Raw genomic sequence first — 13,016 nt, 5'->3', positions numbered from 1 at the left:
AAACAAAGAAGCAGCTCATCCGGCAGCTGCTTCTTTTAATTCTTTCAATTCTTTCCGATAAGACGAGGGAGAAATACCTTCTTTCAACTTAAATTGTTTGCTAAAGTGGGCAAGGTCGGCAAACCCTACCTGCTCGGCAATCTCAGCCAGACTCGCTTCCGGCGACATGATAATGCGATGTTTTGCTTCATCAATTCGCAAGCCATTAATCCAAGTGTTAAAATTGGTGTGGTACGTTTCATTGATAAAATTAGACAGATAAGTACGGTTTATTCCGATTTCTTTACTCAAATCTTGAATGGTTACTCCGGCGTGGAGAAACTTTTTATCAGCCTTCCAACGTGCCAATTTCTCATCAATCTTTTCGTACTTCAACTTTTGGCTATCCATAGTATCTGAATCTATTGTTAATTGGATTATCGGTTTTTCTTCTGAGGAATAGATTTCTTTTGTCGGTTTAAGGGTTACATTTTCTTTGGGATATTGGAAATTAGATATAGCATAATTGTGATATTGCAAAGCCAGCATCACATAAAATGCCGTATAAATCGCCGTAAAAACAAATTGAAGAATTACGTCGGGATATAAACAGATCCCGACCCCAAGTCCGGCTAAAACGCAAATACCTGTCCACAGCGGATAAACATCTTTCCGCATAATGGATTCGCGGTCGGGATGACGTGTGAGCCATCGCTTTGAAACCCGCATGAATATCCGTATATAAACCGTTGCCAGAACAATATAACAACCCAACAACACGTAAGCGGGCCACGTATAAGGCTTCCCGCCCAACGAAAAGTAGTAAATGAGATTAGCGATAAGAAGCAATAAAGTAAATGCAAATTGTTTTTGCATAAAGCGCCTTATCTGCTTACTGGCACTAATAGGATAAATAAACGCCCATGCGAACAGTAATACCTGCAGAGGAGCTATCCCCTGAATAAAAAAGGTTTTCATGTATTCCATAGACGATATTTGTCCACTGTCAATACCTGCTACAATCAATGAAGCGATACCTAAAAAGACATAAGCCACTTCAATATAAACCCGTCCTCGCTTGTTGCGCTTGCACATTTCCCCTTCAGGAACTTTGGAGAAATGTAAAAATAAAGCCAAAACCAAGCAAACGACACCTGATACGACTTCCATCGTATAAAATAGTTTCTCCATAATTTACTTTGTGTTTATCTTGTCCTAAAGTTAAGGCAGCTACCGATTACGATATTTGTCTATTCGTATATTTTTCAATTCGTACATTTATTATTTTTCAAACCGATTTACGAATATTCAACATCATAATCTATTACAAAAAAAGGGATTAAAAAGAAAAAATACAAAGTAGAGAGTACGAAAAAACGGATTATATATAACCCAACAAGGGATATCCGTCTAAAATTTGATACTAAATGGATTATTTTTTATCTATAGACAAGTGTAGACAAGTACGAATCGGAAAAAACCTGATTGGCTATTTCCAATAACTGAGAGGAGGTAAGACTGTCGATGCGATTAAAGACCTCTGTCTTGTCTTCGTATTTTTTATAGTGAAGGAAACATTTCCCCATGTCGAGGGCGTTGTTTTCGAAGTTATCGCTTGCCACACCGATTTGTCCGATGATTTGTTTCTTTGCCGCCGCAAGCTGTGCCGATGTCAGCGAGCAATCGCACAGTTTCTTCAGTTCTTTATGCACCAAGTCGATACAGCGGTCGGCATCTGCCGTATCGCAACCGAAATAAATGCAGAAAGTCCCCGTATCGGTATATGCCGTAAGATTCGACTCTACCGTATACACCAAGCCTCGACGCTCGCGCAAGGCTACATTCAGACGGCTGTTCATTCCGGGGCCTCCCAAAATATTATTCAGCAGATAAAGTCCTGTGCGACGTTCGTCGTAGGCATCGTATCCGCGTCCGCCTATCATCACGTGTGCCTGATGGGTATCTTTTTCGAGGGTCAGCGAGCGGGGAGAATAAGGCAACGGGCGCTGACGGATGTAGTTTTCCACCTCGGCATAAGGAATATCCGATACGGCACGTTCCACGGTACGGACTACCGTGCGGAAGTCGATGTCGCCCTGCACAAAGAACACCATGTTCGTAGGCTTATAGTAACGGTTTACGAAACGCAAGGCATCTTCGCTGCGGAAACGGCGCAACAGTTCGGGCTTGCCGAGGATGTTCCGCCCCAGCGCATGGTCAGGGTAGATGAGTTCTTCAAAATCGTCGAAGATAAGTTCCGCCGGACTGTCTTCGTAGCTCTGAATCTCGTCGATGATTACTTCTACTTCCTTGTCTATCTCCTGCTGCGGGAACGTGCTGTGGAACACGATGTCGGCAAGCAATTCCACGGCGCGGGCGAAATGTTCTTTCAGAAACGCGCTGTACACTACCGTTTCTTCTTTATTGGTGTAAGCATTCAGGTCGCCGCCCACGTTTTCCATGCGGTTAAGGATATGCCACGCACGGCGTTTCTTCGTACCTTTAAAAATAAGATGCTCTACGAAGTGTGCCATTCCCTGCTCGCCCGACCACTCATCGCGCGTACCCGCATCTACGGCAAAGCCGCAATATGCCACGTTAGTCGGACTCGGAGCATGGATTAACCGCAACCCGTTAGAAAAGGTAAATGTATTATATGCCATCGTTTTTCTCTGAATTGTATTCGCGACGGCAAAATTACATAAATAAGTATTGTCTTTTTATTAAAAATGCAGATATTTGCAGCGTATACGAATTTGTTCGCAAAAACAAATAAACCCGAACGCTTATGAATAAAATAGGAATATTCTGCTCGGCTTCCGATGACATCGCCCCCCTATTCATGGAAAAGGCAAAAGAGCTGGGCGCATGGATGGGAGAACATCGGAAATGGCTGATTTACGGCGGCTCGAACTGCGGTTTGATGGAGGCTACGGCGCGTGCAGCAAAGGAAAAAGGCGGAATGATTATGGGTATCGTGCCCACCAAACTGGAAGAGAAAGGGGCTGTAAGCGAATTACTGGACGTAACGTTCCACACCGTAAACCTGAGCGACCGCAAAGACTTGATGTTGCAGGAATCGGAGATACTGGTTGCGCTGCCGGGCGGAGTAGGTACGCTGGACGAGGTATTCCATGTCATCGCTTCCGCTACCATCGGATATCACAGCAAGAAAGTAATATTTTATAATATCGGCGGCTTTTGGAACGGATTACTTGATTTCTTAAAAGGCTTGGAATCGCAACATTTTGCCCATCGGCCTTTATCGAATTTCTTCCAGACAGCAAACAGTTTCGAAGAGCTTACCGGTATGCTCGACAAATAAAAACTGCAAGACCAGACATGCCTTGAAAACCTTTAAAAAACGCTTCGGTTAGAATGATACAACCTAAGCGGATGCGTCAAGCAAAACATGCGGTAAAACCGGGTAACACTAACGGTTGCGTTTTACCTGTTTACCCTAAAAAGCTAACCAACTATAATTCAAAGCATTAAAAAGTAAGAGAAAATTCACTATATCAATTAACTGACCACTTTACTAAATAGAAAACGATATGATTTCATCCATTAAAGAATTGTTGCAGCGGGAAGCGCAGGCTGTATTAAACATTCCGGTAACGGAGGCTTACGAACAGGCCGTAGAGCTGATAGTGGAACAAGTACACCGTAAAAAGGGGAAACTGGTGACTAGCGGAATGGGTAAGGCAGGACAAATTGCCATGAACATTGCCACGACTTTCTGTTCGACGGGTATTCCTGCCGTTTTCCTGCATCCCAGCGAGGCGCAACACGGAGATTTGGGCATCTTGCAAGAGAATGACTTGCTTCTGCTTATTTCCAATTCGGGAAAAACGCGCGAAATCGTTGAACTGACCGAGCTTGCCCAACATCTGGACGCTACGCTGAAAAAGATAGTCATCACCGGAAATCCGGACAGTCCGCTGGCTCACGCTGCCGACATCTGTCTGGCTACGGGACATCCCGACGAGGTTTGCGCACTGGGTATGACGCCTACCACCTCGACTACGGTAATGACCGTTATCGGCGACATACTGGTGGTAGAGACCATGAAACGTACCGGATTTACCATCGAAGAGTACAGCAAACGTCACCACGGGGGGTATTTGGGCGAACGCTCGCGCGAACTCAGTAAATAAACTGTCAATTCAAAAAACAAATATTATGTCAACTGTTATTTATCCTTCCCCCATATTCGGCCCGATACACAGCCGGAGACTGGGGATTTCGTTAGGTATCAATCTTCTTCCGGCAGACGGAAAGTTTTGTACGTTCGATTGCATTTACTGCGAGTGTGGATATAACAAAGACCATCGCCCGAAGATGAAACTGCCCACCCGCGAAGAGGTGAGCGAAGCATTGGAACACCGGCTGGCGAGCATGAAGGCTGAAGGTGTGGCGCCCGACGTACTGACGTTTGCCGGCAACGGGGAGCCTACCGCGCATCCGCATTTCCCGGAGATTATCGACGACACGCTGGCACTGCGCGACAAGTATTTCCCGAATGCCAAAGTGAGTGTGTTAAGTAACTCTACCTTTATCCACAAGCCTGCGGTATTTGATGCGCTGAACAAGATAGACAATAACATCTTAAAACTGGACACGGTAGACATCGACTATATCCGTAAAGTAGATCGTCCAACAGGTGGCTACGATGTAAGCAGCATCATAGAAGGGATGAAGGCTTTTAAAGGCAATCTCATCATCCAGACCATGTTCTTAAAGGGGACGACCGACGAAGGGGAAGACGTGGATAATACATCAGACAAGTATGTATTGCCGTGGCTGGAGGCGGTGAAAGAAATTGCGCCCCGTCAGGTAATGATTTACACCATCGACCGTGAAACGCCCGACTTGTCGCTCAAAAAGGCATCGCACGAGGAGCTTGACCGAATCGTGGGTTTGCTGAAAGAGGCAGGCATCAACGCGGGAGCGTCTTACTGACCGAAGCCGAGCCGGAGAACAGCGTACACTGCCACCATGAAGGCTATCATCATCCCTTCTGCCCGGCGGTTAATACGAATGGCAAGGCGCATATCGGCAGTAGTAAGCGTGCGTTCATGCTCACCTATGAAAGGCTTATATACCGTTTCGCCGAAATAGTCGTGAGGACCACCGAAACGGCAATCCAATATTCCTGCCAGTGCCGACTCCGGAAAACCGGAATTGGGACTGGCATGTTTATTTCCGTACTTCCGCACAAAGTTCACAAGAGAAAGCCTTCCTGAAGCCACAACCATCAGCAGTGCGGTAAGTCGTGCAGGCAAGTAATTCGCCACGTCATCCGCATGGGCGGCAAAACAACCGAAGTCGCGGTACCGCTCGTTCTTGTATCCGATCATCGAATCAAGCGTATTCACCATCTTATATGCCAACATCCCCGGAAGCCCCAATACCAAATACCAGAACAGCGGAGCGATAACGCCGTCGCTCAGGTTCTCCGACAAGGTTTCAAGAGCAGCCGTACGCACTTCCTGTCCTGTCAGGGTGGCTGTGTCGCGTCCCACGATGCGAGCCACCTGCTTCCGCCCGTCTTCCACCGAGCGGTCGGCTGCCACAAACACCATCCGCACTTCGTCTGCCAACGTCTTTCCCGCCAAGCAATAAAACACACCCACGGCAGAAACCAAGATTCCCGCCCACCGATTCCATGAGAAACAGGCATGAAGCAGCACCGCTACGGCAAAGAATGTACCGGCAATCAGCAGGCAAGCCGCAACCGCCCCTTTCGTTTTTCTCTGTTTTCCACGATTCCACCGCCGTTCAAACCATGAAATCAGCTTTCCGAAACCCACCACCGGATGAGGCAACCACGCCGGGTCACCCAAAAGTTTATCCAACACCCATCCGGCTATCAGCGGAAGCAACGTATTTAATAAGTATACATCCATTCCTTTATGCAATTAACAAGTCGGTCATTTTCTTCAGGAGTCTGTACGGCAATGCGGAAGAAACGCTCGTCCAGCCCTTCGAAATTAGAAGCGTCGCGAATCAGGATGCCGTGGTTTAACGCCAAAAACTCTTTCAAGGCGGCTGCCTTCCCGCTGCGCAAGCATATCAACATGTAGGGAGTATCCGATTCCCACACGTCCATACCTCCAACGCTGAGCAAGGCTTCCGCCACCCGCTTCCGCTCGCTTAACAATGCAGATACATCGAGTGCGTAATCTCCCTCGGCACGATGCAGCAAATAATGTCCGGCGGCAATGGCAAGCGCATTGACCGACCACGGCATCCGGTTACTGCGCAGTTTGTCAATCAGCAGCGGATGAGCCGTTACGTAGCCGATGCGCAGTCCCGGCACGGCGAAACGCTTCGTCAAGGAGTGAAGCAACAGTACGTTGGGATAATCTGCCGCTTCCTTTGCCGAGAAGAGCGGTTTATCGGTAAAGGCTTCGTAAGACTGGTCAATAACAAACAGATGACGGGGATGCGTCTCTATCCATTTCCGTAGCCGCCGGAGGTCGATAACCTCACCCGTCGGGTTGTTTGGGTTACAAAGCCAGACCAATGCAGCTTCGGCCGGAAGGGTGTCGGGCGAAAACAGGGAACGCACCGTATGGAGATGAAGCCTACATGCATCGGCATACTCGCTGAAAGTAGGCGCAAGAATCACCGACGTACTGTTACGGTAGGCTTGGGCTATCAGGTAGATTGCCTCCGTCGCCCCGTTAGTTGCACATACATTTTCCGGCATAACGCCGTGAAACGAAGCCAACTCCCGTTCCAGCGAGCGCGGTTCCGGTTCCGGATAAGAACGGATGCAAGAAAGATTCTCATAAAGATAACGATTCAGTCCGTCGTGGTTCACTCCGCCCGGTACGTTCGAACTGAAGTTAGAAGTTATGCCGGGATAAGCGTAAATATCGTCTCCGTGTCCGTTAATCATGGGTTGTCAGTATTTGGTATAAAAGAGACAGATTGAGATGGCTCCGCACGTGAGCCGCCAACTTGTCGTATTGTTCTTCTTTATAGGCAGAATAGTCTAAAACGGTCTTCTGAAGTTTATCGGCATACGGTTCCAACAGCCAGTCGATGACTGCCTGATTATCCAAGATGCCGTGAATATATGTTCCGAAACACTTCCGGTCTGCCATCCAGCCGTCTTTCCGTCCTTCCGATGTTTGTATAAAGGTTCTTTGCTCCTCTCCTTCTGCCGGAACGGTTCTTCCCTGATGGATTTCATAACCTGTACAGCGGTTATCCGCACCTGCCGGAAATGCGAAGTTCACCCGGCGCGTAACCTTTTCTCCTTCCATCACCGTTTCAACGGGCAGCAGGCCTAAGCCCGGCAACGAGCGGAGGCTTCCTTCTATTCCTTCAGGGTCGCTAACCACCTGCCCCATCATCTGGTATCCGCCGCAGATACCCATCACGGTGGCTCCGTTACGGCGTGCTTCCAAAATGGCGTGGGCTACCCCGTTGCGGCGCAGTTCGTACAAATCATCGAGGGTGCTTTTCGTACCGGGCAGCAGGATGATATCGGCTTTCGCCAATTCGTCTGTATTGTTGGTGTAGTAAAGGTTTACACGTTCGTCACGCTCCAGCACGTTGAAATCGGTGAAGTTTGACAAATGACGCAACAGCACCACAGCCACGTTGACTTTCCCTTGTACGGCATTCAACTGTTTCGTTTGGAGGTCTAACGCATCTTCTTCCTCGATATAAATATCCTTGTAGTAGGGGATGACTCCCAAGACAGGGATGCCGCAAATGTCTTCCATCATCTTTACGCCTGACTCAAACAAGCGCAAATCTCCCCGAAATTTATTGACGATGATTCCTTTTATCCGCCGGCGGTCTTCGGGAGTTTGAAGAGCCACCGAACCGTATGCACTGGCAAATACGCCGCCACGGTCGATGTCTGCCACCAATAATACATCCGCACCGGCGTAACGAGCCATCGGCATATTCACCAAATCCGTATCGCGCAGGTTGATTTCGGATATGCTTCCCGCCCCCTCCATCACGATGGGGTTATACCGGGTGTTAAGGCGGTCGAAAGCGGCATGAACCTCACGGCGTAACTGCTCCCTGCCTTCTACACGGAAATAATCGTAAGCATCGCGGTTTCCGATGGGGCGTCCGTTCAGCACCACTTGCGCTGTTTTGTCCGACGAAGGTTTCAACAGAATCGGATTCATATCCGTATGACAGGGAATACCCGCCGCCTCAGCCTGTACCGCCTGTGCCCTGCCTATCTCCAAGCCTTCGGGCGTAACGTATGAGTTCAACGCCATGTTTTGCGCCTTAAACGGTGCAGGACGGTATCCGTCTTGCCTGAATATACGACACAGAGCTGCCGCCAGCACACTCTTTCCCACATCGCTACCCGTTCCGGCAAGCATCAGCGGATGTAAAGTTCTTTTCTCCATAAATCAATCGACAACAAAGTTTCCGGCAAATAGCCGAGGTGCAAAGATAGCGCATTTCTTGTTACAAAGAAAGCATTCCTGTAAAAGCCTGTAAAAGAGGAAGTTTGAAAAAAACGAAAACGCTACCCATAGAGTGGCTGAGTCTTTCGAATAGAATTACCTGATTCTACCGCAAGAGTTGGTCAACACTAACGGTTGCGTTTTTAGGGGCAAACCGGAGGGGAATTTCCCCATATATTTCAGAGGCTGTATGTTAAAAAGTAATAAAACAAGCAAGCCTAAAGATTACAACTTATCGGTCGAAATTCTAACTTTGCAGTCGGAAATACAATACAAGAAACCATGAAAACGTATAACTACGACTATCAAATAGTGTACAAAAACAAAATCCATGACTTCCACGCATGGGGAGCATCGGCTCAAATTTAATCTGCCACCGGTTTCTTTTTTCATACATTTGATAGGATGCAAAAAGCCTGCACTGGTCGGGCGTTTTGTATGATACGCACTTCGGAGAAATTTCTTCCGGAAGGGGGTTCATGTCCCAGCTTATCGGCATCCTGTCTGTACATACATCAAGTTATTTTTTCTGTAACACTTACTTTTTATTTTTATTTATGAGCAAGAAAAAGCGACTCATAATGCTATGTTACACAGCATTATGCAGTTTGTATTTGTATGCCCAGCCCCGTGTGATGGGCATTGAAGAGATGTTTCGTCTTGCCGACGAAAACAGTGAGAGTATCCGGATTTACAAAACGGGCAAAGAGGCCGCCGATGAACAGTTGAAAGCTGCCAAAGCACAACGGTTGCCTGACATCAACCTGTCTGTTTCTGCCAGCTATTGGGGGAACGGCAGGCTGTGGGACAGGGACTTCGGCAATGCAACGAAAATTGAGATGCCTCACTTCGGCAATAATTTCGCACTCGAAGCCCAACAGGTCATTTACGCCGGAGGCGCCATTAACAGTGGCATCGAGTTGGCTGAACTAAACAAACTGATAGCCGAACTCGACCAACAAAAGAACCGGCAGGATATTCGTTTTCTGTTAGTAGGATATTATCTAGACCTCTACAAATTAAAGAATCAGGGCTATGTGTTGGAAAAGAATATCGAGCTGACCGACCAAGTTATCGCAAACATGATGGCACGCCGCGAGCAGGGTACGGCGCTTAAAAACGACATTACCCGCTATGAACTGCAAAAAGAGACACTGAAGCAGCAGCTCACGCAAGTAAAAGACGCATGTAAGATTCTGAACCATCAGTTGGTTACAACCCTGCATCTGCCCCGTGAGACTAAAATCATACCAGACTCAACACTCGTCAACATTCCCATACAAACGCTGAGCGAACAGCAATGGCAGGACATGGCAGGCAAAAGCAATCTGACTTTGCAGCAGACACAAACGGGAGTCCAAATCAACGAACAGAAAGTTAAGCAGGAGCGGTCGGAACGATTACCGCAAATAGCACTCGTGGCAGCCGAACATTTAGACGGGCCGATAACCATTGAAGTGCCCGTATTGGATAATAACTTCAACTATTGGTATGTAGGCATAGGGGTGAAATACAATATTTCATCATTATTTAAGAACAACCGGAAGTTAAAGCAAGCCCGTTTGAACGTACGCAAAGCGCAAGAAACACACCGGCTCACCATAGAACAGGTAGAAAACGCGGTGCAGGCAAATTATACGAACCTGCAAACGGCGTATTCCGACCTGCGGACGCAGGAAAAGCGTGTGGAACTTGCCAACGAGAATTACAGCGTAACCAATAACCGGTATCAGAACGAACTTGCCCTGCTTACGGATATGCTTGATGCGAGCAACGCCAAACTAAGTGCCGACCTCGGATTGGTCAACGCACGCATCAATGTTATTTATCACTATTATAAAATGAAATACATTACCCATACGCTATAAACTAAAAAACAACAAACCATGACTACGAGAAAGATTCAAAAACTGACTTACAATAGCATCATCATCTGTTTGCTGGCAATCGGACTGATTTATGTATGTTCGCGTTTCATCCATCCGGGAGTAGAGTATACCGATAATGCTCAAGTAAAACAACACATCACTCCTATCAATACCCGGATAGCGGGTTTTATAAAGAAAATCTATTTTGACGAATACCGGCCGGTAAAGAAAGGAGATACTTTGCTCATCATTGAGGATACCGAATTTAAATTACGGTTGGCGCAAGCGGAAGCTGACTTGGCCAATGCGCTGTCGGGACGGCAAGCCACAACGGTAGGCATCGCTACCACGCAGAATAATTTAAGCGTAAGCGATGCAAGCATCGAGGAAGTCCGCGTAAGGATGGAGAATGCGCAGCGCGAGCTGTCACGTTACAAAAAGCTGTTGGAGGAAGATGCCGTAACCCGTCAGCAGTACGACAATGTGAAGACTGCGTACGAAGCCACCCAAGCACGCTACGAACAGCTTTCGCGCGCCAAACGGTCTACGTCGCTGATTAAAGATGAACAGGCCCACCGGTTGGAACAAAACGAAGCAGGCATACGGCTGGCTCAGGCGGCCGTCGAGTTGGCGCGGCTGAACCTTTCGTATACGGTCATCCTTGCTACGTGCGACGGCGTAACAGGACATAAAGACATCCACGAAGGTCAGTTGGTACAACCCGGACAAACCATGCTGGACATTGTGGACAGCAACGACCTTTGGGTTATTGCCAACTACCGGGAGACACAACTCTCGCATATCAAGGAGGGGGCTGAAGTAGAGCTGACTGCCGACGCCGTTCCGGGTGTGACTTACACAGGCACAGTAGAATCTATCTCGGACGCTACGGGAGCTGCCTTTTCGATGATTCCTCAAGATAACGCCACCGGCAATTTCGTAAAGGTAGAACAGCGCGTTCCGGTGCGCATCAGTCTGAAGAACAACGATGCCGCCTTGCTGAAACGCTTGCGTGCCGGATTTAATGTAGAATGTAAAGTTAAATATTAAGTACACGTATGGGAGCGCCTGTATTAAACGGCCCTTTTACGATGCCGATGTTCCGCTCATTCGTGCCTCGCAAGATTCAGCCGTGGATTTATGTCTTTTTTGCTATTACTTTCCAGCTTTCGGGGGGATTGTATCTGGGCACACTGAACCAAATGATGGGAGAAACTGCCTTGATGCGTGAAGACCTGATGATGTGTCTTTATGCAAATTTGGCGGGAATGGCAATCTACTTTCCGTTATTGTTCCGCATGAAGTTCCGCTTTACGAACAAAACGTTACTGATAGCCGCGGCAACGGGAGTATTATGTTGCAACCTGATAGCTCCACACGTCAGGTTTCTGCCGCTTTTGTGGGCGATATGTTTCGTGGAGGGTATCTGCAAAATTCAGGGAACTTTCGAATGTATGTCGAATATCCAGCTTTGGATGACGCCGAAGCGAGACTTCACCGTATTCTTTCCCATGCTTCACATTATTATATTGGGCAGTATGCAAGCGTCCGACCTCTGTTCGGTGTATCTGATGTATTATTTCCACTGGAGTTACATGCACTGGTTTATTGCCGGAATCATGGTAATCGATTTGCTGGTACTGCATACCTGTATCCGCCATTTCCGTATTATCAAGAAGTTTCCGCTATTCGGCATCGACTGGTTGGGTGCAGTGCTTTGGTCTGCTTTTTTATTGGAAGTGGCGTATTTCTTCAACTACGCCGATTGGTACGACTGGTGGAACAGTCCGGTTATCTGCCGGCTTGCCGTAATCATCGTGCTTACACTGACGGTTTGCGTGGGGCGGATGTGCTCCATCCGTCATCCTTTTTTCGAGCCAAAGATGTGGACATATCGGCATTTAATCCCTGTACTGCTCCTGATAACGGTGGTCGAAGGATTGCTCGCCACCGAACATGTATTGGAAGAAGTGTTTTACTCTGATGTAATGCGATACGAGGAAACCGTCAGCGTGCAGTTAGATTGGATGATGCTCATCGGCGTAATCGGCGGATGCCTGTTTGCCTACTGGTGGATGCACGTAAAACGGTTTAATTACCTGCGTCTTATCATTGTCGGGATAGCGGGTATAGGCTGTTACTTAATAGGGTATTATTTCACCGTGTCATCAGACATCCATTTGTCTCAACTTTACCTTCCTACCTTGTGCCGCGGCTTTGCGTACGCCATTTTGAGCGCAACTTTCATGACGTTTCTGGAAGAAATCATGACTTTTCAGCATTTCTTCCAAGCCCTAAGCGTATTCAACATGCTGCACATGATAGTAGGCGGCGTAATGGGAGCTGCCCTGTACACCCGCGGACTGTCGTATTACGTATCCGACAACATTTCCCGTTACGGGGCGGCAATCAATCATACTTCGTTAGGGAAAAACGCTTTCATATCCGGCGATTACATAGAGAGATTCATCTCACAAATGATGGAAATCAGCGTCAAACAGATTTACGGTTGGGCTATCTACGGCTGCATCTTGCTGTTTCTTTTATTTTTGCTATACGATGCCCCCATACGCCGCGAATTAAAACAGATACCCGGTTGGCGCAGCCTGCGTAAAGAGATAGCCGAAACGTTTTCCAAGCCCAGACAGAGGTAGCGGAAGTGCTCGGATTACCCCCGGAAAACGCAACCGTTAGCGTTACTCATCCCATGCGGTAG

At 47.7% G+C, this 13,016-nt stretch carries 11 protein-coding genes; 6 read left to right on the top strand and 5 right to left on the bottom strand.

Annotated elements, in window-relative coordinates; translation table 11 throughout:
- Window positions 1-15 precede the first annotated feature (15 nt).
- Together H9626_RS14940 and H9626_RS12820 are read right to left on the bottom strand one after the other, a co-directional pair.
- Window positions 16-1,170 (bottom strand): helix-turn-helix domain-containing protein, encoded by a 1,155-nt coding sequence (locus H9626_RS14940; RefSeq protein ID WP_225230996.1) that lies wholly within the window; start codon window positions 1,168-1,170, stop codon window positions 16-18.
- A 248-nt stretch (window positions 1,171-1,418) separates the two neighbouring features.
- Window positions 1,419-2,642 (bottom strand): M16 family metallopeptidase, encoded by a 1,224-nt coding sequence (locus H9626_RS12820; RefSeq protein WP_191710734.1) that lies wholly within the window; start codon window positions 2,640-2,642, stop codon window positions 1,419-1,421.
- A gap of 125 nt (window positions 2,643-2,767) precedes the next feature.
- Here H9626_RS12820 and H9626_RS12815 point away from each other — a divergent pair, with 125 nt between their 5' ends.
- The 3 genes from H9626_RS12815 (at window position 2,768) to H9626_RS12805 (ending at window position 4,941) form a co-directional block, all read left to right on the top strand.
- Window positions 2,768-3,304: an LOG family protein gene (locus H9626_RS12815; protein ID WP_191710733.1), complete on the top strand. Its 537-nt coding sequence runs from the start codon at window positions 2,768-2,770 to the stop codon at window positions 3,302-3,304.
- Window positions 3,305-3,533: 229 nt separating this feature from the next.
- Window positions 3,534-4,136 (top strand): SIS domain-containing protein, encoded by a 603-nt coding sequence (locus H9626_RS12810; RefSeq protein ID WP_178257482.1) that lies wholly within the window; start codon window positions 3,534-3,536, stop codon window positions 4,134-4,136.
- A gap of 25 nt (window positions 4,137-4,161) precedes the next feature.
- Complete coding sequence (locus H9626_RS12805; protein ID WP_178257481.1) at window positions 4,162-4,941, top strand: radical SAM protein; 780 nt, start codon at window positions 4,162-4,164, stop codon at window positions 4,939-4,941.
- Here the strand turns inward: H9626_RS12805 and cbiB are convergent.
- The 3 genes from cbiB to H9626_RS12790 are packed head-to-tail and all read right to left on the bottom strand — an operon-like array spanning window position 4,935 to window position 8,372.
- The gene (cbiB, locus tag H9626_RS12800) at window positions 4,935-5,888 is read right to left on the bottom strand and encodes an adenosylcobinamide-phosphate synthase CbiB (RefSeq protein WP_191710732.1); all 954 of its coding nucleotides are present in this window, start codon (window positions 5,886-5,888) and stop codon (window positions 4,935-4,937) included. The genes H9626_RS12805 and cbiB overlap by 7 nt on opposite strands.
- Entirely contained in the window at window positions 5,870-6,886 is a 1,017-nt protein-coding gene (locus tag H9626_RS12795) for a threonine-phosphate decarboxylase (RefSeq protein ID WP_191710731.1), read from the bottom strand. Before H9626_RS12795 ends, cbiB begins: the two co-directional genes overlap by 19 nt.
- Window positions 6,879-8,372 carry a cobyric acid synthase gene (locus tag H9626_RS12790; protein ID WP_225230995.1) on the bottom strand — a complete coding sequence of 498 codons (1,494 nt, stop codon included), beginning with the start codon at window positions 8,370-8,372 and terminating at the stop codon, window positions 6,879-6,881. Before H9626_RS12790 ends, H9626_RS12795 begins: the two co-directional genes overlap by 8 nt.
- 617 nt (window positions 8,373-8,989) lie before the next feature.
- Between H9626_RS12790 and H9626_RS12785 the strand changes: the two genes are divergently transcribed.
- From H9626_RS12785 to H9626_RS12775, 3 genes are read left to right on the top strand one after another with little or no spacing between them, the layout of a single operon-like run.
- Complete coding sequence (locus H9626_RS12785) at window positions 8,990-10,300, top strand: TolC family protein (RefSeq protein WP_191710730.1); 1,311 nt, start codon at window positions 8,990-8,992, stop codon at window positions 10,298-10,300.
- 18 nt (window positions 10,301-10,318) lie between these two features.
- Window positions 10,319-11,350, top strand: coding sequence for an HlyD family secretion protein (locus H9626_RS12780; protein WP_191710729.1), 1,032 nt, complete (start codon window positions 10,319-10,321; stop codon window positions 11,348-11,350).
- A gap of 8 nt (window positions 11,351-11,358) precedes the next feature.
- Window positions 11,359-12,954, top strand: a complete 1,596-nt coding sequence (locus tag H9626_RS12775; protein ID WP_191710728.1) for a hypothetical protein — start codon at window positions 11,359-11,361, stop codon at window positions 12,952-12,954.
- Window positions 12,955-13,016 lie beyond the last annotated feature (62 nt).

This window comes from Phocaeicola faecium (assembly GCF_014837055.1).
GTDB lineage: Bacteria > Bacteroidota > Bacteroidia > Bacteroidales > Bacteroidaceae > Phocaeicola > Phocaeicola gallinarum.
The sequence above is the reverse complement of the archived record's forward strand: the minus strand, read 5'-3'. Positions and strand labels throughout refer to the sequence as shown.

Coding starts and splice junctions, on each gene's coding strand:
- H9626_RS14940 (WP_225230996.1), bottom strand. CDS start 1,170: ATGGAGAAACTATTTTATACGATGGAAGTCGTATCAGGTGTCGTTTGC.
- H9626_RS12820 (WP_191710734.1), bottom strand. CDS start 2,642: ATGGCATATAATACATTTACCTTTTCTAACGGGTTGCGGTTAATCCAT.
- H9626_RS12815 (WP_191710733.1), top strand. CDS start 2,768: ATGAATAAAATAGGAATATTCTGCTCGGCTTCCGATGACATCGCCCCC.
- H9626_RS12810 (WP_178257482.1), top strand. CDS start 3,534: ATGATTTCATCCATTAAAGAATTGTTGCAGCGGGAAGCGCAGGCTGTA.
- H9626_RS12805 (WP_178257481.1), top strand. CDS start 4,162: ATGTCAACTGTTATTTATCCTTCCCCCATATTCGGCCCGATACACAGC.
- cbiB (WP_191710732.1), bottom strand. CDS start 5,888: ATGGATGTATACTTATTAAATACGTTGCTTCCGCTGATAGCCGGATGG.
- H9626_RS12795 (WP_191710731.1), bottom strand. CDS start 6,886: ATGATTAACGGACACGGAGACGATATTTACGCTTATCCCGGCATAACT.
- H9626_RS12790 (WP_225230995.1), bottom strand. CDS start 8,372: ATGGAGAAAAGAACTTTACATCCGCTGATGCTTGCCGGAACGGGTAGC.
- H9626_RS12785 (WP_191710730.1), top strand. CDS start 8,990: ATGAGCAAGAAAAAGCGACTCATAATGCTATGTTACACAGCATTATGC.
- H9626_RS12780 (WP_191710729.1), top strand. CDS start 10,319: ATGACTACGAGAAAGATTCAAAAACTGACTTACAATAGCATCATCATC.
- H9626_RS12775 (WP_191710728.1), top strand. CDS start 11,359: ATGGGAGCGCCTGTATTAAACGGCCCTTTTACGATGCCGATGTTCCGC.